This window comes from Rhodococcus sp. NPDC059179 (genome assembly GCF_042754885.1).
Taxonomy (GTDB): Bacteria; Actinomycetota; Actinomycetes; order Mycobacteriales; family Mycobacteriaceae; genus Rhodococcus_G.
This window is the reverse complement of record NZ_JBHZBV010000001.1, coordinates 771,141-793,764: the sequence shown is the minus strand read 5'-3', so window position 1 is coordinate 793,764 and position 22,624 is coordinate 771,141. Positions and strand designations below refer to the sequence as shown.

Sequence of the window (22,624 nt, the reverse complement as noted above, 5' to 3'; positions counted from 1 at the left end):
GAAAGACCTTTCACCGGCGCGGCTTAGGAGATGCGCAAAAATAAAGGGGACCCCGCGCACCCGGCAGAGCCCATTGACCCTTGCTGCCTTCCGGCCCTGGGGGAGTTCACAGGATGCGCGCCGCGCGGGATCCGTCCACGAGTGTAGCCATGTCCAACCGGGGGCGGACAGGCGGCCGCGTTTTCACCCGGTTCAGGGGGCCGTTTTCATTTCGGGAGGGGTAAGCCGGTATGCTCGCCCACGGAGGATTCGCCTAGTGGCCTATGGCGCTCGCCTGGAACGCGGGTTGGGTTAACGCCCTCAGGGGTTCAAATCCCCTATCCTCCGCCAACGGGATACGCCCGTGACCAGCACACAAGCTGGTCACGGGCGTTTCTCATTCCCGGCCATGCAATGACTTATGCAACAGCGACCGTGGATCTACCCGTTCCGGCCGCCGTTGACGGCTGCGGCGAACAGGTCGGCCGCCGCCCGTCCCGCGCCGGGCATCACGTGGCTGTAGACGTCGAGCGTGATCGTCGCGGACGCGTGCCCTAGTCGTTCCTGAACCACCTTCACGGGAACGCCCGCCGCCAGCATGAGTGACGCGTGAGTGTGGCGCAGGTCGTGAAGCCTGATCGTCGGTAGCGCGTCCGCGCCCAGCTCGACGCGCGCGTTCGTGACCCGCGTTCGCCAACGTCTCGATACTTCGTTCGGCGATCGCGGATCGCCGGTTCGGATATTCGGGAACAGGTAGGCGTCGGGGCGGACGTAGTCGAGCGACACGGACGCCAGGTCCGCCCGCCAGGATCGCAGAACGCGAACCGTCCCGTCGTCGACGTCGACGACCCGCGATCCGCCCGACTTCGTGAGCTTCGTCGTCGCCCGCTGCGTCGTGTCGAGCGCCCGGCGGATCGCGACGCGGCCGTTCGTCATGTCGACGTCGCCCCACCGCAGCGCCAACGCTTCGGACCGACGCGTTCCTGTGTGGGCGATCAGGGACCACAACGGGAACAGCACGTCGTCCTGATCGCGGCACCATTGGAGGAACGCGGCCAGCTGGTCGCCGGTCCATACGTGCATTTCCGGTTTCGCCGCCCGGATCTGCCGACCGGTCGGCGGCTGGACGACGGCCCGTTTCTTCGCCGGGTTGGCGACGATCAGACCATCGGACACGGCCGCGTCGAGCACGGCCGACAACAGGGCGGCCACCTTCGCGGTCGTGTTGGCGGACAACCCGCCGCCCTTGCCGTCCCGACGGCCCTGCGCCTGTAGTTCGCGGTAGTGCTTCGCCAGCTTCGCGGACGTGAGCTTGTCGAGCTGCGTCGTCCCGAAGTACGGCCGGATGTGGTTTCGAGCAAGTCGCCGGTATCCGGCGATCGTCGAGCGTTCGAGCGCGCGGCCGTCGATCCACTGGTCGACGTACTCGGCGACCGTGGGAACCGATCGCGCAAATGTCATGCGCGCCTTAAGTTTCCGCTTCGCGTCGTCGAGCGCTTCGTCGGCGTCGGCGGCCGTCTTGAACCCGCCGCCGCCGGTCTGCCTCACGCCGTCGTCGGGATTCTCCGGGTCGATCGGGACGTACAGTTGCCAGCGCCAGCGCGTGCCCGACTTCGTTTCGTACGACGTGATCGACCCTTTGCCGCGTCGTCTACTTCCTGCGGCCACGTCGCGTTCCCTTCGGCGGTTCCGGTAGTTCTATGTCGTCGTCGAGCGCGGGCAGGATCAACCCGCGTTCGAGCATTTCGCCGCGTAGTTCGGCTAGTTCCTGTTCGGCGTACTCGCGTTGCCGTTCCCATCGCGGTTTGCTGGTGCTGCGGCGAATCCATGCCGTAGTGCTGCGGATCTCGTCGATCAGTTGCCAATGTCCTCGGTACATGTCGAGAACTTCGTAGGTCGCGCGTTCGGCCCTCGTCCTGGTCACGTCCGATACCCGGCCCTTGTCGACGACCGGCAACAGCGGCCCGCGCTCGCCGTTCCACCAGCGGACGGCGTCGGGCGTGGCGATCTGCTGGCCGGGTAGCGCTTCGGCCGTCGCCCCGTCGCCCAACCCGAACACGATCAGCGCGGGCGGTACCCGCAGCGCTTCGGCCAGTACCAGCACGTCGACCAGCGGCACGCTCGACCGACGCCCGGATTCCATGTTCGCCAGGACGCTACGCGGTACTTCGTGCCCTAGTTCGGCCGTGACGTTAGCGAGTGTCTGCGCGCTCATTTTCCAGTCGGGCCGCTCACGTAGGCGTCGGATCTGAACGCCCACGTCTGCCGCTAGACGTTCCGGCCAGGTCTCCCCTGCGCTTGTGGTTGCCATGACTGGACACAGTAACGCTCCGCCATTGACAGCAACAGGCGCAACACGGTAGACCCGTATCCATGACACAACCGAAGGATTCCACTGTGTCGACACGACACAATCGCGGTATTGACACGCTCCGGCCCCTCAGTATGTCGGCGCTTCGCAAGTCCGACGTACCCGTGTTGACCGTGAAAGAAGTTGCCGGGCTGTTCAACTGCGACCAGCGGACCGTTTCGCAGGCACTCACACAGGGCGCGCTGCCGTCGATCCGTCTCGGTAAGCGGGTGTTCGTCCCGCGCGAACCGCTGCTCGCCATGCTCACCGGCTCACCCGTACCCGACGCCGCCGCCGCGTCGTGACAGCGCTCTCCATGTTCCGAACGAAGGGAAAGCATCGAATGACGACGACAGACGCAACGACGGCCGGGTTCGTCGAGCTACCGGCCGACCACGACCAGCCGGGACCGTGGTTCATCCCCGAAGACGCCCGGACCGAATACCTCACGGTCACGCTCACGTCCGCCCAGCTCGACGCGGCCCGCCTGGCCGTGCTCGACGACGTCCGCCAGCGCGCGTGGATCGACGACCAGCACGCCGAACTTCGCCGCCGCACGCCGGGAATCAGCGATCGGGAAGTCGAACAGTGGACCTCCCCGAAGCCCGACCGCTTCGCCGCGCTGGCGCTGGCCGAACGGTTCCCGTCGCTCGACGCGGACGGCGAACGGCTGGCCGAACACGTCGCCCGTCGTCATTCTGCCGTCGAGCGAGTCCGGGCACGCCAGACGAACGAACGCCGTCGTGAGGCCGATCGCTGCGCACTGTGCGAACAGGTCCGCCCCGGCGGGTTGCGCCAGTCGACGCCGTTCGGGACCGGTCCCGACGTCATGGTGTGCCGTCCGTGCGGCCAGGTGCTCGACCATCGCGTCGGCGTGATCCTGGCCGACCAGCTCACCAGCTCCGGCGAATCCGTGTCCGACCGCGCCGACCAGTGGATTCGCGCGAACCTGGCGCGGATTTCCGATCCGGCCGCCCCGTAAGGGACCGGCCGCCCCTGATCCGGTTCGCCGCCGGGTGTCGACCTCTCCTGTCCGCCCGGCGGCGAACCGACCCACCAACACAACAAAGCGGCCCGATCCCCTGTCTACGAAACCGGGATCGGGCCGCGCTAGTTCCGAAGGGCGACCCCGAAACTGATGCACACCATACCGTCACCTACCGACACAACGCTAGGTGCATTGTGACGCGCAACGCTGCCCGTGACGACGCGAACGACGGGGCGAAGGTCTACCAGCATCCGACCGCCACGCGGGCGCAACGCGGCGGCTACGGATACCGCGCGCAATCGTGGGCACTGTCCCTGGACCTGCCGTCATCACAGAAACTTGTGCTGCTCGTACTCGCTGGCCGCGCCGATCGCTACTACTCCGCGTGGCCGTCCGTGCCAACGCTGACGAACGAAACAGGGTTGAGCGCGCGGACGGTCCGCTACGCGCTCGACGGCCTCGAAACCGCCGATCTGCTGATCCGCGCGCGACGCATTGACCCGGACTCCGGGCGCACGACGTCGACCCGCTACTACCTGAACGCGCCGGACGCGCCGCACATGGTCGACGGGATCGACCCGGCCGACGTCGAGCGGCATACGGAAGTGGCCGACGCGATCGCCCGCGCGATCGCCGTACAGAAGAACGCCCCGCCGAAACCGTGGATGAAAGGCAAGCGACGTGCGACGACGTAAGTACAGGATCGGCCGTATCTCCCCGATCGTCCCCGGCGGAATCAAGCTCGAACAGGACGCTGACGGCGTCGTGAGTATCAGTGTTGATCCGAACTTCGACCCGGAAGTCGTGGCCGAACTGCTGTCGAACGCCGTCGAGTGGGCTTGCGACGAAATGCAGATCGTCGCTAACTCGCGGGACTGGTGACCCTGTGGATAACCGCATTTCGGCGGCCCGTCCGTCTGGGGGGGAGGGTGCAACGGTTGCAGGGGGGGAGGGTGCAACGGTTGCAGGGGGGGAGGGTGCAACGGTTGCAGGGGGAGGGTGCAACGGTTGCACCCTCTTTCATGAACCGTTCACTGAACCGTCCATCCGAACCAACAACCCGACGAACCCTGTTGTCTCGTTAGGTGAGTACGTCACTTGTGCGGCTGTGGATCGTTCGGTTACCGCGCTCCGATCGCGTGCCCTGTTCGTGGACTCGCGCGCTCGATCGGGAAACCGCCCCCACGGCGTCCGTGAAGGGTTAGGGGTAGACGGACCTACCGGCGACGCCAGTTCTAGCGCCTACGGCGATCCTGGACGGCGAAGCGCCGTACCCGACGATCCGCCGGACGTGACACTGTGAGCGGGTCAGTGCTGCCACTCCGGGCCGATACCTGCCGATGGTGTGGCAACCGATCGCCGTTCATCACGTCCGGCGTATGCGGTCCGTGTCGTCGACACTGGCCGACCGTCCCCGCCGGGTTCTACTGCGCACAGTGCAGGCGGTCGCTACCGATCGTCGACCCGCTCGACTGGTCGAACACCTACGCCAGCACTCCGCCGTACCGGCGGCCCTGCCCTGCCTGCGCCGCCGGGCGGGCACCAGGCCCCGCCGACCACTGGTGAGCCACGCCCCGACCCTGTCCATGCCGACAACCTGCGCCGATCCATGCTGGACGACCGTCCGAATGATGGTGCGCCGTGGTATGATTCGGCGTCGCGTCGGACTCGAAACACGTTGCGCGACTAGGGTTCCCGGTTCGAATCGGACACGAACGAACGCGACTCGCTCGACGCTCACGAATGAATGCGAACACCGAAAACCACTGTCTCATAACGTGATTCATCCGTTTTTTTAAACCCGCAGGTCAGCGCGGCCCCGCGAGACGATCGCGTCTTATTCGGGAGGATTCAGCTAGGACTAGGGCAAACTCGCAGGTCAAACCATGAAACGGACGAAAACCGGCCTATATCAACAGGTTTCGAAAAATACCGGAGGGGGGTATTTAGAAGGGGGTCGAAACGACCAATCCGCTTGCGCTGCAACACGATTCGGAACGTGAACTCTGTTGCGCCCGTAGGTGACTCACCCGAACCACCGACGCGACGGCGTCGATCGGATCGCGTTCGGGTCGTACAGTCGCCCGCGTTCCCGCAGGTGGTCGCGGTATTCGTCGACCGATCGCGTCCCGCGCCCGATGTTGCAGGACGAACACGCCGGACGACAGTTCGCCAGCGAGTGAGCGCCGCCGTGCGACTTCGGTACGACGTGATCGACCGTCGTCGCGCTGTTCGGTCGCCCGCACAGGTGACACGTCCGCCCGTACGTCTCGAACACGTCGACCGATACCCGCTTGCCAATCCGGTTCCATTCGCGGCGCGCCGCTTCGACCTGCGGTCGTCGAGCTGCCGCGATCCGCTCCCGCTCACGGCGCCGCTCGACGTCGGTCGGCGGCCGGTTCGGGTCGTACGTCGCCGCAATGTCGTTCCGCGCCTGTCGTGGCTGTCGTCCCCTGCGTCCCATACGGCCAGCGATACCACGACCCACCGACACGCCCCGGTCTGTCGGTACCCGGCGGTACCGTCCGCGCATGTCCGACCTGTCCGCCGTCGAGCGACCCACCGGCCGCGACCGCCCGTGTCCGCGCTGCGGTGCGGCCCCGGCGACCGTCTACCCGCGTCACCCGACCGCCGGGTATATGTCCTACTGCTCGACCTGCCGACGTCCCTACGGTTCCGCCCCGCCCCGCCCGAAGCGGGAACCGAACCCGGTCCCGGCGCCCCGGCCGCTGATCGCGTCGTACACGCTCGAACAGGTCCGCTCCGCCCCGACCGAATGGGAGTACGCCGCCGCCGACCTCACGTCGACGCGGTACGCCCACCTGCGCCGACTGCTGATCGACGAAGCGGGCGGCCGTTGCACGATCCGCCGCCCCGGCTGTACCGGCGCCGCGACCGAAGTCGATCACGGCGTACCGCGATCGGTCGCCGCCGCCGTAGCCGTCGACCTGGACACGCTCCGCCCCTGCTGCCAGTCATGCAACCACGCCGAATGGCGCGCATACGCCGACCTGCACGGCCCGCCCCGCGACGTCGTCGACCTCACGGCGTCCGGGCTGGCGCTGCTGGCATGGCTCGACGACAACGACGTGTCCAGGTCGTTCGGCCGACGCAAGATCGACCGGCTACCCGGCCGACCGGCCGCGACCGGCTCGACGATCGACGACGTGTCGATCTGGCGCAGGTTCAACCCGCCCGGTACCCGGTACCCACCGCAGCGGCCCCGGCTGTCGCCGTCCGGGCGCAGCGCAGCGAACGCGAACCCGCGCCGCCCGCTCGACACGGTCGCCCACCTGGTCGACGCCCTCGACCGGCTGGCCGTCCCGCTCGACGTCGGCCCCGGACCGGCCCGCGCCGCCCTCACGGACGCGAAGATCAGCGCCGGGGCGGCGTACGTCGACGACGCGCAACGCTGGCGCAGAGTCCGGGCCGCGTCGTGACGCTCGCGCCGAACCGGCGCGGAATGCTGGTCGACCCGTCCGGCCGGATCGGGTACCCGCCCCTACCGCCCGCCACGCCGCCCGCCCGCACTGCGGACCTGTGCGCGGCCCTGCTCGTCGTGCTGCTCGACGACGACGGCGAACCGAACCCGGTCGTCGTGCTGATCGGCCGCATGTACTCCCGCCGGTTCGCCGTACCCGCCCCGCTGCTGCTCGACGACCCGGTCGGCCGCGCCCTGTTCTGCCGACGCCGGGGCGGACACCTCGACCCGGTCGCCGCGTCGACGGCCGCCCGCCTGCGCCGACTGGTCGCGACGGTTTGTGACTCGAATCATGCCGAAAACCTGTAACGCGACACTCGCCGGCGGATTGCCGAAACGCGTCTACCAGCACGGACACGAAACGGCCCCGGTACCGATCGGTACCGGGGCCGTACTCTGGTGGCTGTTCGTCGGTCCCTGGTGACTGTCATTCACCAGGGGTCGGCGTTCCTGTTTGGCGTGCTACGACTCCTTGTTGACGTCTGCCGTCGCGCCCGGGACGTCGAAGTTGGGAACGTCCTTGTCGTCCCAACCTCCGCGCGGCGTTCCGAGTCGCTTGAGTCCACGCCCGCTGGCAATCGCGTTCCACAACGTCGCAAGTAGTGCGATCTGTTCGGCCCGTGACCATCGGTCCGCCCCATTGCTGCGGACACTGTGGGCGCGCGTGGTGAACGCTTCGCGTGCTACGTGGATCGGGTCGTCCGCGTCCAGGTTCAACCCGTGCGCCAGCCCGGAGAACATCCGATCGGACAGTTCCCGGTCGATCGCTCGCGTGTAGAACCGCACGACGCCCCACACGGGCGCGGAAATGTCGAGCTTCCCAACCGCCTTGTACTTGCGATAGTCGGCCGCGATCTGCTCGACCTCGACACGGTGCGCCGGGTCCATCGCCCAAGCGGTCACGACCGGATCGGGCGCGACCGCTGCCGACTTGCTGCCCAACAGCGTTACCGGGTAGCGGTCGCCGTACTCGCGCATGATGAGGTGATAGCGGACCACGCTGGACACCTGGCGCGCTTCGGGGATTCCCTCTATCTGTAGGGCGTCGGCCGCCGATCGGCCGCTGTTGACGTCGATATACCGCATGACTGTCGGGTCCAGGTTCCACACGATCGCGGTTTCCCACGTTGTGCCCTTCGGGGCCGACAGGTGCGCGTGCGCCCTGTGCTGGCCGTCGATCATCACGCCGTTTCGATCGAACCTGATCGAATCTCCCGTGTACGGCCACGATCCCGACTCGAACTGTCGCCGGTACTTCTCGACCACGTCCGCCCGCAGACTCCGGTTACGGGTGTTCCGCGTGAGCAGCGCGGCCGTGTCCTCCTGCGTGAGGCTCACGCGGTGCGGCGAATCGTCCTCGAACATGACGTCGTCGCGGACGGGTGCGAAGATCGAACCCTGAACGCCGTTGCGCTCGCTGGTGTTGTCGTTCGACATGGTGCTTAACCCTTCGGGTTGGTGGATTCGTCGACGCCGGTCGGCGTGCGACGCGTACCGGGACCGTTGCCCGGCAAGACTGTGTAGGTCGTGGATTGCATCCGACCGTTGGTCGGGTTCAGTGCCGAATTGCGTTCACGGGCGATCAACCCGGCCGATTCCAACTCGCGCAACCACTTACCGCTGCTCGGGTTGGTTTCACGGACGCCATGCAGTGCCAGACCTGCGGGGCGTGCGATCTGGTAGAACGTTGCCGACGCTGTCCGTTCACGTGCTCGCCGGTCGATCCGGCCGATGATGTACAGGAACACCAGTCGCGCCGGTACTGACAGATCCGCCGCGAACATCGCCCCTATCGACTGCTGTTGCCACACGACGCGCGGCCGGGCCGTCCGGCTCGGTTCGGACGGTCGCGCGTTCGGGAACAACTCGACACCGGCGATGATCTGGCGTCGTCCGGCTCCTCGCTGGACTCGGACGACTCCGGTCGATTCAAGCTCTCGAACCGCATCCGCGAAGGTGCTTGATGGAGAATTCCGGTTCGCGTAAGGGCTGCCCGTCCCGACGATCACGGACCGTTCGACGGCGGCCCGACCGTTGGTCTCATACAGGAACGCGATCCACAACAGCGCCAGCACTGCCGCTTTGCCCAGACCTTCGCACCCCTGTGTGACGCGCCACCGCATCGCGTTATTCGGCAACGCCTGGTCGGGGTCGATCGGACTCGTGAGCGTGATCGTGCTCATGCCTGCGCCCCGGCGTCGGCGTCCTCGAAGTGGTCGGCCCATCCGTCGACGAATCCGCGTTCGTAGTCGAGTACCGCGCGATTGTTGACGCTCGCCGGGGCCGTGAACCACACGGCCACGTCGTCTGGTCCGGCGTTGTCGTACGCCTCACGGTAATTGGCCTCACGGACGCCAGCGGCGAATCCTGCGTCGTAGTCGTTCATATGGTGTCCCTTCGTTGGCTCGACCGGATCGCACACGGTTTGCGTTGATCCTGTGTCGGTCGAACACAACGACGGTTCTACCGGGTTGATTCCCCGGCTGTCAATGCGGGATGCACTCTGTGTGCGCGGGAGACATGCCGCGACCGTTGACGACCTGATACAACGTGAACCGGCCAGCAACTACGGGCACACCAACGCGACGTGTCGCAGGTCACACGAACAGGGCAGCCGGGACTGCGCTCCATACGGCCCGATACCGGCCCATAGACGGCCATAGGTTGCGATACGCGGCGGCCGGTCCATGCAACGACTCATGCAACGCCAGCGGTGTAATTGGATGCGTCTAGATGTATCGCCGTGTAGTTCGATGCGCGGCTATCCGCACGTAGGGCGGGTTTTCACGCCCTCCCGTGATCCCGCATGTAACGACACCAACAGGGGTTCAAATCCCCTATCCTCCGCCACACGATGGCCCCCGATCTCCGGATCGGGGGCCATCGCTGTTTTCGGGGCTCGGATGTCGCGAATCTTCAAGACTGGGTCGGCGGCAGGTCGCAGGATGGAGCCATGACCACAACGACCAGCAACGCCGACCTCTACCGGCGGCTCGCCGCCGACCTGACCCGCCGCGTCGAGGCAATTCCGGCCGACCGCTGGGACAACCCCTCCCCCTGCGAGGGCTGGACCGCCCGCGACGTGGTGCGGCACATCGTCGAGACCCACTCCTTCCCCGTCAACGCGGCGGGCATGACGCTGCCTGCGGTGCCCGACGTCGACGCCGATCCCGTCGGGGCGTGGACGCAGACCCGCGACGCCGTCCAGGAGATCCTCGACGACCCCGACCGCGCCGACCGCGAGTACGAGGGGCAGATGGGCAGGGCGAAGGTCTCCGACATTTTCGGTTCCTTCTACACCTTCGACCTGGTGGTACACGGCTGGGACCTCGCCAAGGCGACCGGCGGCGACACCAGCATCGCGTCGGAGGACCTGACGATGGTGGCCCACTTCGCCGAGCGGATGGGCGACTCACTGCACACCCCCGGCGTCTGCGGCCCCACGGTCGAGGTTCCCGCCGACGCCGACGAGCTCACGCGGGTCCTCGGCCTCGTCGGCCGCCGGGCCTGACCCGACCGACACCGCTGTGATGGTCGACACTCCGTTAAGGACTGTCCCCGGGCCGGACCACGCGTGACCACGACGATCACACCGCCGGCCGACTCTCTCCGGGTGGCGGCCGAATCGCTCGCGCTGCGCGGCGCCGGACCCTTCATTACTGTCCGCCCTGCGTCGACCGTCGACGCGAAATCCACTCGGGAGGAACCACCACGGCAGACGCCGGCAGCTCCGCACTCAACACCGGCGCCGCAACCGCCGTCGACATCGACGTCTTTCTCGGCACGACGATCAAGGCTGTGGTCGAAACACTGAACAACGTCACCATCAGCTGAACCGAGCGCTCCAAGATCGGCCCCGCCCAACAGCTTTCGGGCGGGGCTCTTTCGTTTCCAAGACCTGCCCGGCCGCCGGACGCCATCCGCGGAAGCAGGACCGCTGTGCTTTCAATTCATATTCCGTTGTGTACCAGGAAGTTTCCGCCGTCAGCGATCTTGGGCACACACGCACAGGCAGCCTGGATCTGCACCCGCCGACGATCATCCCGACTCCCTCAGCACCGCGCGGACGCGCGCTTCTACACGTACCGTTCACATTTCGAAAGGGTTGCAGCACAACTTGTTTCCCGAGATGTTGGGCACTGTCAACCGAACAGAAACCCCCCGATTTCAACGGATGCGCGCACGCGGAGCCCCCGACCCTCCGGACGGGGGCCGATGGTGCACCACCGACTACTCCAGGTCGAGCCGGGCACCCACCCGCATCGACCCGGGCGACAGCCGGCCGAGCGCCCGAAAGACGTGCGCCTCCGGCGTCACCGGCACCACCGCACGGTTTCGCTTGACCGACTTCACGATCTCGGTGGCCACTCGGTCCGGGGTGAAATTCCGCTTGCGGTAGAGATCGGTGACGCGCCGCTGCTGCGCGGACTGCTCTGCTGCGGAGGACTTGGCGAACTCGGTGGTAGCGGTGATGTTCGTGTGCACGATCCCCGGACAGATCGCGGTGACGCCGATCCCGTCCGGCAGCAGCTCGGCACGCAGGCAGTCGGACAGCATGAAGACCGCGGCCTTGCTGGTGGCGTAGGCGGCGAGCCGCTTCTGGGGTGTGAACGCCGCGGCGGAGGAGAGATTGACGATGTGGCCGCCGGTCCCGCGGGCCCGCATCTGCTCGGCGAAAGCCCTGCAGCCGTAGACGACTCCCCAGAAATTGATGTCCATCACCCGCTCAAAGCGGTCCTGCGGTGTGTCCAGGAACTTTCCGGAGTACCCGATCCCGGCATTGTTCACCACCACATCCGCGACGCCGTGGGCGGCGCGAACGGCGTCGGCGAACTCCCGTACCGCAGCCTCGTCCGCGACGTCCAACTGGTGCACGCTGACCGTGCCCCCGGCCGCCCGGATCTGATCGGCCGTCCGTTGCACTGCGGCCAGATCGATGTCGGACACCGCGACCGTCGCACCCTCCCGCGCGAACGCGAGCGCCGTCTCGCGGCCGATCCCACTTCCGGCGCCGGTGATGGCGACCACGGCTCCCGTCAGATCGCGCATGCGCCGCTGTTTCCTCGCACCAGCACGCCACTGCCTCAGCTCGCCCAGGAGGGTCATGCGATGACGATACTGAGAGCGACGCCCGCCGGGCAACGGCCGCGCCGAGCGTGCACCTTCCGGGGCATCGCCCGAGTGGCGGCGACGGTAGGTGCACACTCGACGGCCGCGGGGCAGGCGACCGCCACTCGATAGGCTGGCGTCATGCCTCAGTCGGTCCAGCGCGGTGCATCAAGCGGTGCCGGACGGTTCGCCCCGAGCCCGTCCGGCGACCTGCACCTCGGCAATCTCCGAACCGCGATGCTGGCGTGGCTGTTCGCCCGCTCCACCGGCCGACGTTTCCTGATGCGGATCGAGGACCTCGATCGGGTGCGGGTGGGCGCCGAGGCGCGACAACTCGACGACCTGGCGGCTCTCGGGCTGGACTGGGACGGTCCGGTTGTCCGTCAATCGGCCCGCCTGCCGCTCTACGGCGCGGCCATCGACAAGCTCACCGCCGCCGGTCGCACCTATGAATGCTTTTGCACCAGAAGAGAAATCCAGCAGGCCACCTCGGCGCCACACGGGCCCGACGGTCACTACCCCGGTACCTGCCGGGACCTGGGCGACGCGGAACTCGCGGCCAAACGCGGCTCCGGACGACCCCCCGCGATCCGGCTGCGCGCGGAGATCACCGAGTTCACCATTGAGGACGAACTCCACGGCAGCTACACCGGCGCCATCGACGACGTGGTGCTGCGGCGCGGCGACGGAATCCCGGCATACAACCTGGCCGTGGTCGTCGACGACGCGGAGCAGGGCATCGACCAGGTGGTGCGTGGCGATGACCTGCTCTCCTCCGCCCCGCGGCAGGCCTACCTCGCGTCACTGCTCTCGCTGACCGTGCCGCGCTATGCGCACGTCCCGCTGGCGCTGAACGCCGAGGGAAAGCGACTGGCCAAGCGGGACGGCGCCGTCACCCTGGCCGATCAGCGGGCGGTGGGGCACACGGCCGACGAGGTCAGGGGAATCCTGGCCGCTTCGCTCGGCCTGGCCGAGATCGGCGATAAGCCCGCGCTGGACGAGTTGCTGCGGACTTTCGATCCCGACACGCTCCCGCGAACCGCCTGGATATTCGCGGATTCTTAATGGATGTTTGCACAATCGAAACCGATTCGGCGAACGACAGGGTACCGGGGAATGGGGAACGCACGTAGGGTCACTAGGCACTGTTGAATGGCAAGCACCGTTAAATGGCAGCAATCAGACCGTATCCGAGGGGAACACATGACCACCGGTGGATTTGATCAGAACCAGAACCAGCCAGGCGAGCCGTCCTACCCGACCCCGCCGCAATTCAACGACCTGGGCGCAGCGAGCGCATTTCCCGGTGGTACCGAGCCCGGCAGCCTCGGCCTTCGTTTCGGTGCCCGCCTCATCGACTACATCCTCGTCGGAATCGTCACCTGGATCCTGCTGATCGCCTTCGGCGCGACCGACAACATCACCGTCAGCGGACTGATCTCCGGCATCTTGACGTTCGCGTACTTCGTGGTCTTCGACCTCAGGGGCTGGACCCCGGGAAAGAAGATGCTGGGGCTGAGCGTGCGCGGTCCTGGCGGCGGCAACCCGACCCCGCAGCAGGCCTCGATCCGCGAGGCGTTCAACCTGCTCAACGTCATCCCGTTCGTCGGCGGGATCCTGAGCCTAATCGCCGTCATCGTGATCGCGGTCACCATCAATTCGAGCCCAACCAAGCAGGGCAAGCACGACGAACTGGCGGGCGGAACCCAGGTCGTCAGGGGCTGATCACCCGCAGTTCCCGGTTTCGGAAACACAACAACTCAACCGCACAACAGAAGGACGACTGTGAGCGAAAACCCGCCGCCCGGCCAGCCTGGCAACGAGGGCACTCCGGAGAACCCGATTCCGCCGCAGAATCCGCCTGCCGGGGGCTACCCGCCCCCGCCCGGATACCCGCAGCAGGGCGGCGCTCCCCAGCCCGGCGGCTACCCACCCCCTCCCGGTGGTTACCCGCCCCCGCCAGGCGGCACCCCCGGCGGTTACCCGCCGCCGCAGCCCGGATACCCGCAGCAGGGCGCCCCGCAGCCCGGCGGCTACCCGCCCCCGCCCGGATTCCAGCAGGGCGGTGCCCCCAACATGCCAGGCGGCTACCCCCCGCCCCCCGGCTACGGCGCGGGCGGCGGCTACCCCCCGCCGCCCGGCTACGGTGCGGACGCGTTCTCGGCCCCCGGCTTCGGCGGCCCCGGCGGCACCCCGCAGCTCACGGTCGGCGACGCGCTCGGCTACGCCTGGAACAAGTTCAAGGCGAACGCCGGCATCTGGATCGGCATCGTGCTGATCGCCGCGGTCATCCAGGTGGTGCTGAGCCTGATCTTCGGGAACACCTCGACCGACTTGTCCGAGACCTTCACTGTGTGGAGCATCATCGGCACCATCGTCACCACCGTCGTTGGCTACCTCATCCAGGCCGCGATGATCCGGGGTGCCCTGCACGAGGTGGACGGCAACAAGCCGGCGATCGGTTCGTTCTTCCAGTTCAACAACGTCGGCGCGATCGTCCTCGCCAGCATCATCGTCGGTGTTCTCTCCGCGATCGGCTTCGTGCTGCTGATCATCCCGGGCCTGATCATCGTGTTCCTGACCTGGTGGACGCTGCAGTTCGTGATCGACCAGAACCAGGACGCGATCACCGCCATCAAGTCGAGCTTCAGCGCCATCTCGCAGAACGTCGGCCCGCTGCTGCTGCTCGCGCTGGCCCTGGTCGGCATCAACATCGTCGGCGCGCTGCTGTGCGGCCTCGGCCTGCTGGTGACCATCCCGGTCACCGTCATCGCCTCCACCTACGCGTACCGCGTGGTGGTCAGGGGCCCGATCGCCCCCTGATCCGGGCAACCGGACACACCGCACCCACCGCAGGGCGCGAACTCCTCCCGACAGGGTCGAGGTCGCGCCCTGCGGCGTTCTGGTGCTTGGATGGCGTCGTGACAGTGTCAGAGCACGCCGAGAAGAGTCCAGAGCACGCGACGTTCGCCCACGTCAGTCGCGGCTACTACCCCACCATCGTGGCGCTCTTCACCGCCGTGCTGCTGATCTCCAATATCTGCGCCACCAAGGGGGTGGCCTTCTTCGCGGATGCCGATCTCAGCATCGGCCCGCTGCAGATCCTGCCGATCATCACCGACGGCGGGTTCTTCCTCTTCCCGATGGCGTACATCCTCGGCGACGTGCTCAGCGAGGTGTACGGCTTCAAGGCCACCCGCCGGGCCATCTACCTGGGATTCGGGGCCATGATCCTGGCGTCCGCCTGCTTCTGGCTGCTGCTCCAGCTGCCGTCCGCGGACTTCTACGTCAACCAGGCGGCGCTCGAGGCCGTGGTCGGCGTCTATCCCCGGCTGCTGCTCGCCGGCCTGGCCGGATACCTCGTCGGCCAGTTGCTGAACTCGCTGGTGATGGTGACCATCAAGGAACGCACCAAGGAGAAGCACCTGTGGGCGCGGCTGATCGGGTCGACCGTCGTCGGCGAGTTCGCCGACACCCTGATCTTCTGCGCCATCGCGGCGGGCGCGATCGGGATCAGCACCTGGGACGACTTCTTCAATTACCTGATCGTCGGCTTCCTCTGGAAGACCCTGATCGAGGTGCTGGTCATGCCGGTCACCTACCGCGCCATCGCCTACGTCAAGAAGCGGGAACCGACGTACGTGATCGCGGCCTGACCTCACCGGCCGTTTCCCCCAGCCAGCTCCCGAATGGCAAGAGGGAGGTCAGACGCGGCTGGTGGCGTAGAACCGCCCGAGCGTCTGCGCCTTCAGGTCGTCGAAGTAGCCGCCGTCGATGCTCTCCCGGATCCGGTCCACCAGCCGGATGGTGAATCGCTCGTTGTGAATGGTCGCGAGCGTCGACGACAGCATTTCTTTGGATTTGAACAGGTGGTGCAGATACGCCCGCGAATAGTTCTTGCAGGTGTAGCAGTCACAGTCGTCGTCGATCGGGTTGTAATCGCGCCGGAATCGGCTCGTGTTGATGTTGAACCGACCGGTGGTCGTGTAAATCGCGGCATTTCGCGCCACCCGGGACGGATTCACGCAGTCGAAGGTGTCCGCCCCGTTCTCGACGGCCACGAAGAGGTCGTCCGGCTCGCTGATGCCCAGCAGGTGCCGCGGCTTGTGCTCGGGCAGCTCCTCGTTGCACCACCGCACGATGGTGCCGAGATTCTGCTTTTCCAGCGCCCCGCCGATCCCGTAGCCGTCGAATCCGCGGCCGGTCTCGCCGACGATCGACTCCAGGCCCCGGCACGCCTGCCTGCGCAGGTCCTCGTACTGCGCGCCCTGCACGACGCCGAACAGCGCCTGGTACGGACGGTGGCTGCGCTCGGCGGTCAGCCGCTCGTGCTCGGCGATGCACCGCACCGCCCAGGCCTGGGTGCGCTGCACCGACTCTTCTTGGTAGCCACGGGTGTTGAACAGGGTGGTCAGCTCGTCGAACGCGAAGATGATGTCGGCGCCGAGCTGGTGCTGGATGCTCATCGAGATCTCCGGCGTGAACCGGTGCCGGGACCCGTCCCGGTGCGACTTGAAGGTGACCCCGTCGTCGTCGACGTGCGCGAGGCGCTCCTTGCCGACCGCGATCACGTCGTCGGACTGCACCCCGACGGAGTCCATCGAGAGCACCTTCTTGAAGCCGACGCCGAGCGACATCACCTGGAAGCCGCCGCTGTCGGTGAACGTGGGCCCCGGCCAGTTCATGAACCGGCCCAGGCCCCCCACCTCGTCCACGATGTCCGGTCCCGGCTGCAGATACAGGTGGTACGCGTTGGCCAGGACCGCCTGCGTACCAAGCTCTTTCATCGTCTCCGGCAGCACCGCCTTGACGGTGGCGTTGGTGCCGACCGCAATGAACGCCGGGGTCGCGATCTCACCGTGCGGGGTGTGGATGGTGCCGGTGCGGCCGAGCTGACCCGGCAGCCGGGTGCCCACGCTGAAGAAGGGCTCAGGCGGGGTCGGCACGGTCACGGGATCATCCAGGCTCACGAACTCATCCAATCAGCCCGCTCACACCGCGGCCTCGGCCGGTCCGACGAACTGGCTGTTGTACAGGTCGAAGTACGCGCCGCGACGGCCGAGCAGATCCTCGTGGGTGCCCTGCTCGACGATGTGCCCCTCCTCCATCACCACGATCAGGTGCGCGTCGCGGATGGTCGAGAGACGGTGCGCGATGACGAAACTCGTCCGGTCGCTGCGCAGCGCGGCGGTGGCGTGCTGGACGAGCAGTTCGGTGCGGGTGTCCACCGAACTGGTGGCCTCGTCGAGGATCAGGATCGACGGCTGGGACAGGAAGGCCCGCGCGATCGTGATGAGCTGCTTCTCGCCCGCGCTGACGTTGCCGCCCTCCTCGTCGATGACGGTGTCGTACCCGGCGGGCAGCGAGTGCACGAAGCGGTCCACGTAGCTCATCCGCGCCGCCTCGCGGATCTGCGCCTCGGTGGCGTCGGGATGCCCGTAGGCGATGTTCTCCCGGATGGTGCCGCCGAACAGCCAGGTGTCCTGCAGCACCATCCCGATGCGCGAACGCAGGTCGTCGCGCGTCATAGTGGTGATGTCCGTGCCGTCCAGGCTGATTCGGCCCGAATCCACCTCGTAGAACCGCATGATCAGGTTGACCAGGGTGGTCTTGCCCGCCCCGGTCGGGCCGACGATCGCCACCATGTGTCCCGGCTCGGCGATCAGCGACAGATCCTCGATGAGCGGCTGATCCTCCTTGTAGCGGAAGGACACCCCCTCGAACTCGACGCGGCCGTTCCGGAACCACGGCGTGTCCGGCGACACCGGGTCCGGCGACTGCTCGTCCTCGTCGAGCAGCGCGAAGACCCGCTCGGCGGAGGCGACACCGGACTGCATCAGGTTCGTCATGGCGCCGATCTGGGTGAGCGGCTGGGTGAACTGGCGCGAGTACTGGATGAAGGCCTGCACGTCGCCCAGGCTCATCGAGCCCGATGCCACCCGCATGCCGCCGACCACCGCGACGGCCACGTAGTTGAGGTTGCCGAGGAAGTTGATCGCAGGCATCACCAGGCCCGAGATGAACTGGGCCTTGAACCCGGACTGGTAGAGCTGCTCGTTCTTCTCGTCGAAGGCAGCCCCGACCTCGCGTTGGCGGCCGAACGCGGTCACCAGCTCGTGGCCGGTGAAGGCCTCCTCGATCTGCGCGTTCAGTGCCCCGGTGGTGGTCCACTGGGCCACGAAGTGTTTCTGCGACCGCTTCGCGATCAGCGTGGTCGCCAGCACCGACAGCGGCACGGTGGCCACCGCGACCAGCGCCAGCAGCGGCGAGATCCACAGCATCATGGCCAGGATGCCGATCACCGAGAGCACCGACGTCAGCAGCTGGCTGATCGTCTGCTGGACGGTCTGGGCGACGTTGTCGATGTCGTTGGTGACGCGGCTGAGCAGGTCACCGCGGGCGTGGGTGTCGAAGTAGCGCAGCGGCAGCCGGTGGATCTTCGCCTCCACGTCCCCGCGCAGGCGCATGATGGTGCGCTGCACCACGATGTTGAGCACGTAGCCCTGCACCCAGCTGAACAGCGAGGCCGCCAGGTAGATCGCCAGCACGACGACGAGCACCCGGCCAAGTGCGCCGAAGTCGATCCCGACGCCGGGCACGACGTCCATCGAGGACACCATGTCCGCGAAGGTGTCCTGGCCCTGCGCCCGCAGCCCGTCGACGGCCTGGTCCTTGGTGAGCCCGTCGGGCAGCTGCCTGCCGACGACGCCGTCGAAGATGATGTTGGTGGCGTGCCCGAGGATCTTCGGGGCGATGACGCTGAGCACCACGCTCATCGCCGCGAGGGCGAGCACCAGCCCGACCGCGAACTTGTCCGGTGCCAGGCGCCGCAGCAGACGCTTCGCGGACGGGCCGAAGTCCATCGGCTTCTTCGAGGGCGGGCCCGCGGCGGCGGCCATCGGGCCGCGCATCGCGCTCACGACGCCGCCTGCGCGGCGAGCTGGGAGGAGACGATCTCCGCATACGTCGGGCAGCGGTCGACCAGCTCGGCGTGCGTGCCGATCCCGACGATGGCGCCGTCCTCGAGCACGATGATCTGGTCGGCCTCGATGATCGTCGAGACCCGCTGCGCGACGACGATCACGCAGGCGTCCCGGGTGACCGGCGCCAACGCCGCCCGCAGCCGGGCGTCGGTGCTCAGGTCCAGCGCGGAGAACGAGTCGTCGAACAGGTAGATCTCCGGCTCCCGGACCAGGGCCCGGGCGATCGCCAACCGCTGCCGTTGACCACCGGAGACGGTGGTGCCGCCCTGCGCGATCGGTGACTCGAGGCCCTCCGGCATGGCCCGGACGAAGTCGGCTGCCTGCGCGATCTCCAGACATCGCCACAGTTGGGCGTCGGTCGCGTCCGGCCTGCCGTATCGCAGGTTGCTGGCCACCGTCCCGGAGAACAGGTACGGCTTCTGCGGCACCAGGCCGATGGAGGCGCGCAGCCGGTCGGGGTCGATGAGCCGGACGTCGGCGGCCCCGACGCGGACCTCGCCGCCGGTGACGTCGATCAGCCGTGGGATCAGGTTCAGCAGGGTCGACTTTCCCGATCCGGTGCCACCGATGATGGCGGTGGTCATGCCGGGCTCGGCCAGGAAGCTGACGTTCCGGAGCACCGGCGCCTCGGCGCCGGGGAAGGCGAAGGTCGCCCCGCGCATCTCGACGATGCCGCGCTCGCGCCAGCTCGCGAGCGGCTTGGGTGAGCTCTGCACCGACGGCGCGGTGTCGAGGACCTCGGTGAGCCGCTCGGCGCACACCGAGGCGCGCGGCAGGATCACGGCGATCACGGTCACCATCATCACCGCCATCAGGATCTGCATGATGTAGGACAGGACCGCGGTCAGCGACCCGATCTGCATGGTGCCGCCGTCGATGAGGTGGCCGCCGAGCCAGAGCACGGCGACGCTGGTGACGTTCGCGATGAGCATCACCATCGGGAGCATCAGCGCCATCAGCTTGCCGACCCGCAAGGCGGTGCCCGCCAGGTCCTCGTTGGCCGCGCCGAAGCGCCGCACCTCATGCGGTTCGCGGACGAACGCCCGCACCACCCGGATCCCGGTGATCTGTTCGCGCAGCACCCGGTTGATGGCGTCGATCCTGGTCTGCATCAGCCGGAACTGCGGCACCATCTTCGAGATCACCAGGTACATCGCCAGTCCCAGCAGCGGCACCGCGACGGCGAGCACCCAGGCCAGGCCCTGCGACTCGCGGATCGACATCACGATGCCCCCGATGCCCATGATCGGGGCCGCCACCAGGATGGTGCAGCTGATCACCACCACCATCTGGATCTGCTGGACGTCGTTCGTGCTGCGGGTGATCAGCGAGGGCGCCCCGAAGTACCCGACCTCGCGGGCGGAGAACTCACCGACCTTGTGCACCACGCCCGCGCGCAGGTCGCGGCCCATGCCCATCGCGGCGCGGGCGCCGAAGAACACCGCGCCGATGCTGCACGCGACCTGCAGGCAGGTGATCAGCAGCATGGTGCCGCCGGTGGAGAGCACCACGCCGGTATCGCCCTTGGCGACGCCGTCGTCGATGATCTCGGCGTTCAGGCTCGGCAGATACAGCGAGGTCAGGGTCGAGATCAACTGGAGCGCAACGACACCCGCCAGGTCACCCGCGTATGGGCGTAGGTAGGTGCGCAGCAGTGAGTACAACATAGACTTCGAGGCTACCAATCGGCCGCCGCGACCCCGCCGATTACACCCAGGCGAACCCGCAGCTCAGCGCCTCTGCCAGGCCTGCGGGTCGGCGGTGAGCCGATCGACGAATCCGGGCAACCGGCCGCCTGCGATGTCGGCGATGCTGACCCCCTCGAGGACCGCCCGCAGGTTCACCCGCACCGCGATCCACACGTCGAGCAGCGGCGCGGCCGGCCCGTCGTAGTGCACCTCTTCTGGGCGCTGGCCGCGCACCGAGGCGAGCGGGCCCTCCACCGCGCGGATCACGTCGGCGACGGTGATCTCGGCAGCAGGCCGGGCCAGCCAGTACCCGCCGTCCGGCCCGCGCCTGCTGTGCACCATCCCGGCCCGCCTCAGGTCGCCGAGGACCGCCTCCAGGAACTTGTGCGGGATCGACTGGGCGTTCGCGAGGTACTCCGCCTTCGCGGGGGCCTCGCCCGCCGCGGCCAGCTCGACCAGGGTGCGCACGGCGTAGTCCACCTTCGCGGTGATGTGCACGGCTGCCCCCTCGCCTGACCGGTCCGTCCGGCGCTTGATTCCTACCACTGCGGTATGGAATCGGGCAAGCGCAGTTGACAGGCCCAGCCGACCACTGCCAGCCTGGACCGCATGTCCGGCAACCCTGCGCTCACGGTGCGACGCCACGTCGACCTCCTGCGCGTTGCCGCCGCGCTCTGTCGGTAGCGGTCCGCCCCGCACACCCCACCCCACGACCAGGCCCCGCAGGCCGGTCGATTCGGCAGGCGCGCGCCCGCCGCACTGACATCCCGGAGCACCTTCATGAGCGTCGATCTGCACTGGTTCCTGCCCACCGCCGGCGACGGCCGCGGCATCGTGGACAACTCGAACTCGTCCACCGCCGACCCCCGGACCGCCGGGAACCGCGCCCCCACACTCGAATACCTGACGCAGGTCGCCCGCGCCGCCGAGCAGGCCGGGTTCACGGGCGTGCTCACCCCCACCGGGACGCACTGCGAGGACGCCTGGCTCACCACCGCCGCGTTGATCCCGCTGACCGAACGGCTCAAGTTCCTGGTCGCGTTCCGGCCCGGGGTCATCTCGCCGACGCTGGCCGCGCAGATGGCCGCCAGCTACCAGCGCCTGTCCGGCGGGCGCCTGTTGCTCAACGTCGTGACCGGCGGCGACTCCGAGGAGCAGCAGCGCTACGGCGACTGGCTGACCAAGGACCAGCGCTACGCCCGCACCGCCGAATTCCTGCAGGCCCTGCGCGGGTCGTGGGGCGAGGCCCCGTTCGACTTCGACGGCGAGCACTACAAGCTGGTCGGCGCCACCACCTCCGCGCCACCGAACCCGGTGCCGCCCATCTACTTCGGCGGCTCCTCCCCCGCCGCGCTGCCGGTCGCCGCTGCACATGCCGACGTCTACCTCACCTGGGGCGAACCGCCCGCGCAGGTCGCGAAGAAGATCGCCGCCGTGCGCGAGCACGCCGAACGGGCCGGGCGCACAATCCGATTCGGCATCCGGCTGCACGTGATCACCCGCGACACCTCGCGCGAGGCGTGGGCCGTCGCGGACACGATGCTCGCCGGTCTGGATCCCGACGCGATCGCCGAGGCCAGCGCCCGATTCGCCCGGTCCGAGTCGGAGGGACAGCGGCGGATGGCCGCCCTGCACGGCGGCAGCACCGCGTCGCTGGAGATCTCCCCGAACCTGTGGGCAGGCGTCGGGCTGGTCCGCGGCGGGGCGGGCACGGCGCTGGTCGGCAGCCACGAGGAGGTCGCCGACCGGATCGAGGAGTACCACTCCCTTGGGCTGGAGGAGTTCGTGCTGTCCGGATACCCGCACCTGGAGGAGGCGTACTGGTTCGGCGAGGGCGTGCGGCCGATCCTGGCCCGCCGCGGACTGCTCCGCGGCTCCGCCGCCCGTGCGCGCGTTGCACCCCGGCTGGGGTACGAATCACTCACAGTCGAGGGATCCCCGGCCGCGACGGTTTCCGCGAACGTCGGCCCCACCACCCGGCGATAGGAGACCCGATACCGCTGCGGGGAAACAACATTCGGGCCATGCGCGACCACCTAACCCTCC

At 67.8% G+C, this 22,624-nt stretch carries 24 protein-coding genes, 1 tRNA gene and 1 other RNA gene; 14 read left to right on the top strand and 12 right to left on the bottom strand.

Going from position 1 to position 22,624, the window contains the following annotated elements; genetic code table 11:
* Positions 1-41: 41 nt before the first annotated feature.
* Positions 42-136, bottom strand: an RNA gene (gene ffs / locus ACFXMV_RS03680) — signal recognition particle sRNA small type.
* Positions 137-242: 106 nt separating this feature from the next.
* On the opposite strand from ffs, the gene ACFXMV_RS03675 reads away from it, so the two are divergent.
* A tRNA-Ser gene (locus tag ACFXMV_RS03675) sits at positions 243-330 on the top strand.
* 90 nt (positions 331-420) lie between these two features.
* Here ACFXMV_RS03675 and ACFXMV_RS03670 read toward each other — a convergent pair.
* Both ACFXMV_RS03670 and ACFXMV_RS03665 read right to left on the bottom strand, forming a co-directional pair.
* Positions 421-1,647 carry a tyrosine-type recombinase/integrase gene (locus ACFXMV_RS03670; RefSeq protein WP_378502565.1) on the bottom strand — a complete coding sequence of 409 codons (1,227 nt, stop codon included), beginning with the start codon at positions 1,645-1,647 and terminating at the stop codon, positions 421-423.
* The gene (locus ACFXMV_RS03665) at positions 1,631-2,290 is read right to left on the bottom strand and encodes a helix-turn-helix domain-containing protein (protein ID WP_378502379.1); all 660 of its coding nucleotides are present in this window, start codon (positions 2,288-2,290) and stop codon (positions 1,631-1,633) included. The genes ACFXMV_RS03670 and ACFXMV_RS03665 overlap by 17 nt, the downstream gene beginning before the upstream one ends.
* 134 nt (positions 2,291-2,424) lie before the next feature.
* Between ACFXMV_RS03665 and ACFXMV_RS03660 the strand changes: the two genes are divergently transcribed.
* From ACFXMV_RS03660 to ACFXMV_RS03645, 4 genes are all read left to right on the top strand, one after another.
* Entirely contained in the window at positions 2,425-2,634 is a 210-nt protein-coding gene (locus ACFXMV_RS03660) for a helix-turn-helix domain-containing protein (RefSeq protein ID WP_378502566.1), read from the top strand.
* Positions 2,635-2,672: 38 nt separating this feature from the next.
* A complete protein-coding gene (locus ACFXMV_RS03655; RefSeq protein WP_378502567.1) occupies positions 2,673-3,311 on the top strand; it encodes a hypothetical protein in 639 nt (212 codons plus the stop codon).
* 200 nt (positions 3,312-3,511) lie between these two features.
* On the top strand, positions 3,512-4,012 hold the full coding sequence (locus ACFXMV_RS03650) for a helix-turn-helix domain-containing protein (protein ID WP_378501691.1): 501 nt from the start codon (positions 3,512-3,514) through the stop codon (positions 4,010-4,012).
* On the top strand, positions 3,999-4,199 hold the full coding sequence (locus ACFXMV_RS03645) for a hypothetical protein (RefSeq protein ID WP_378501690.1): 201 nt from the start codon (positions 3,999-4,001) through the stop codon (positions 4,197-4,199). Before ACFXMV_RS03650 ends, ACFXMV_RS03645 begins: the two co-directional genes overlap by 14 nt.
* 1,144 nt (positions 4,200-5,343) lie before the next feature.
* On the opposite strand, the gene ACFXMV_RS03640 is transcribed toward ACFXMV_RS03645, so the two are convergent.
* Positions 5,344-5,781: an HNH endonuclease gene (locus ACFXMV_RS03640; RefSeq protein WP_378501689.1), complete on the bottom strand. Its 438-nt coding sequence runs from the start codon at positions 5,779-5,781 to the stop codon at positions 5,344-5,346.
* 67 nt (positions 5,782-5,848) lie between these two features.
* Between ACFXMV_RS03640 and ACFXMV_RS03635 the strand changes: the two genes are divergently transcribed.
* Positions 5,849-6,757 carry a hypothetical protein gene (locus ACFXMV_RS03635; RefSeq protein ID WP_378501688.1) on the top strand — a complete coding sequence of 303 codons (909 nt, stop codon included), beginning with the start codon at positions 5,849-5,851 and terminating at the stop codon, positions 6,755-6,757.
* The gene (locus ACFXMV_RS03630; protein ID WP_378501687.1) at positions 6,754-7,107 is read left to right on the top strand and encodes a hypothetical protein; all 354 of its coding nucleotides are present in this window, start codon (positions 6,754-6,756) and stop codon (positions 7,105-7,107) included. Before ACFXMV_RS03635 ends, ACFXMV_RS03630 begins: the two co-directional genes overlap by 4 nt.
* Positions 7,108-7,260: 153 nt before the next feature.
* Here the strand turns inward: ACFXMV_RS03630 and ACFXMV_RS03625 are convergent, their stop codons facing one another.
* Genes ACFXMV_RS03625 through ACFXMV_RS03615 form a run of 3 tightly spaced genes read right to left on the bottom strand, consistent with a single transcriptional unit; the run spans position 7,261 to position 9,184 of the window.
* Positions 7,261-8,235 carry a hypothetical protein gene (locus ACFXMV_RS03625; RefSeq protein WP_378502569.1) on the bottom strand — a complete coding sequence of 325 codons (975 nt, stop codon included), beginning with the start codon at positions 8,233-8,235 and terminating at the stop codon, positions 7,261-7,263.
* A gap of 5 nt (positions 8,236-8,240) precedes the next feature.
* Positions 8,241-8,981, bottom strand: a complete 741-nt coding sequence (locus ACFXMV_RS03620) for a hypothetical protein (RefSeq protein WP_378502347.1) — start codon at positions 8,979-8,981, stop codon at positions 8,241-8,243.
* The gene (locus ACFXMV_RS03615; protein ID WP_378502346.1) at positions 8,978-9,184 is read right to left on the bottom strand and encodes a hypothetical protein; all 207 of its coding nucleotides are present in this window, start codon (positions 9,182-9,184) and stop codon (positions 8,978-8,980) included. Before ACFXMV_RS03615 ends, ACFXMV_RS03620 begins: the two co-directional genes overlap by 4 nt.
* A gap of 567 nt (positions 9,185-9,751) precedes the next feature.
* On the opposite strand from ACFXMV_RS03615, the gene ACFXMV_RS03610 reads away from it, so the two are divergent.
* Positions 9,752-10,309 (top strand): TIGR03086 family metal-binding protein, encoded by a 558-nt coding sequence (locus tag ACFXMV_RS03610; protein WP_378502570.1) that lies wholly within the window; start codon positions 9,752-9,754, stop codon positions 10,307-10,309.
* A 719-nt stretch (positions 10,310-11,028) separates the two neighbouring features.
* Here the strand turns inward: ACFXMV_RS03610 and ACFXMV_RS03605 are convergent.
* Positions 11,029-11,904: an SDR family NAD(P)-dependent oxidoreductase gene (locus ACFXMV_RS03605; RefSeq protein ID WP_378501501.1), complete on the bottom strand. Its 876-nt coding sequence runs from the start codon at positions 11,902-11,904 to the stop codon at positions 11,029-11,031.
* A 144-nt stretch (positions 11,905-12,048) separates the two neighbouring features.
* On the opposite strand from ACFXMV_RS03605, the gene gluQRS reads away from it, so the two are divergent.
* From gluQRS to ACFXMV_RS03585, 4 genes are all read left to right on the top strand, one after another.
* Entirely contained in the window at positions 12,049-12,972 is a 924-nt protein-coding gene (gene gluQRS, locus ACFXMV_RS03600) for a tRNA glutamyl-Q(34) synthetase GluQRS (RefSeq protein WP_378501502.1), read from the top strand.
* 138 nt (positions 12,973-13,110) lie between these two features.
* The gene (locus tag ACFXMV_RS03595) at positions 13,111-13,632 is read left to right on the top strand and encodes an RDD family protein (RefSeq protein ID WP_378501503.1); all 522 of its coding nucleotides are present in this window, start codon (positions 13,111-13,113) and stop codon (positions 13,630-13,632) included.
* 60 nt (positions 13,633-13,692) lie between these two features.
* Positions 13,693-14,730 (top strand): hypothetical protein, encoded by a 1,038-nt coding sequence (locus ACFXMV_RS03590; protein ID WP_378501504.1) that lies wholly within the window; start codon positions 13,693-13,695, stop codon positions 14,728-14,730.
* A gap of 98 nt (positions 14,731-14,828) precedes the next feature.
* Positions 14,829-15,563 (top strand): queuosine precursor transporter, encoded by a 735-nt coding sequence (locus ACFXMV_RS03585; RefSeq protein ID WP_378502571.1) that lies wholly within the window; start codon positions 14,829-14,831, stop codon positions 15,561-15,563.
* 48 nt (positions 15,564-15,611) lie between these two features.
* Here ACFXMV_RS03585 and tgt read toward each other — a convergent pair whose 3' ends face one another.
* The 4 genes from tgt to ACFXMV_RS03565 all read right to left on the bottom strand — a co-directional run bounded on the left by tgt (position 15,612) and on the right by ACFXMV_RS03565 (position 21,076).
* A complete protein-coding gene (tgt, locus tag ACFXMV_RS03580) occupies positions 15,612-16,871 on the bottom strand; it encodes a tRNA guanosine(34) transglycosylase Tgt (protein ID WP_378500602.1) in 1,260 nt (419 codons plus the stop codon).
* Between the two features lie 27 nt (positions 16,872-16,898).
* Complete coding sequence (locus ACFXMV_RS03575) at positions 16,899-18,818, bottom strand: ABC transporter ATP-binding protein (RefSeq protein ID WP_378500601.1); 1,920 nt, start codon at positions 18,816-18,818, stop codon at positions 16,899-16,901.
* Positions 18,819-18,823: 5 nt separating this feature from the next.
* Positions 18,824-20,557, bottom strand: coding sequence for an ABC transporter ATP-binding protein (locus ACFXMV_RS03570; RefSeq protein WP_378500599.1), 1,734 nt, complete (start codon positions 20,555-20,557; stop codon positions 18,824-18,826).
* Positions 20,558-20,620: 63 nt separating this feature from the next.
* On the bottom strand, positions 20,621-21,076 hold the full coding sequence (locus ACFXMV_RS03565; RefSeq protein WP_378500598.1) for an RrF2 family transcriptional regulator: 456 nt from the start codon (positions 21,074-21,076) through the stop codon (positions 20,621-20,623).
* Positions 21,077-21,187: 111 nt separating this feature from the next.
* Here ACFXMV_RS03565 and ACFXMV_RS03560 point away from each other — a divergent pair, with 111 nt between their 5' ends.
* Positions 21,188-21,262, top strand: coding sequence for a putative leader peptide (locus tag ACFXMV_RS03560; RefSeq protein WP_378500600.1), 75 nt, complete (start codon positions 21,188-21,190; stop codon positions 21,260-21,262).
* Positions 21,263-21,358: 96 nt separating this feature from the next.
* Entirely contained in the window at positions 21,359-22,564 is a 1,206-nt protein-coding gene (locus ACFXMV_RS03555) for an LLM class flavin-dependent oxidoreductase (RefSeq protein ID WP_378500597.1), read from the top strand.
* Positions 22,565-22,624 lie beyond the last annotated feature (60 nt).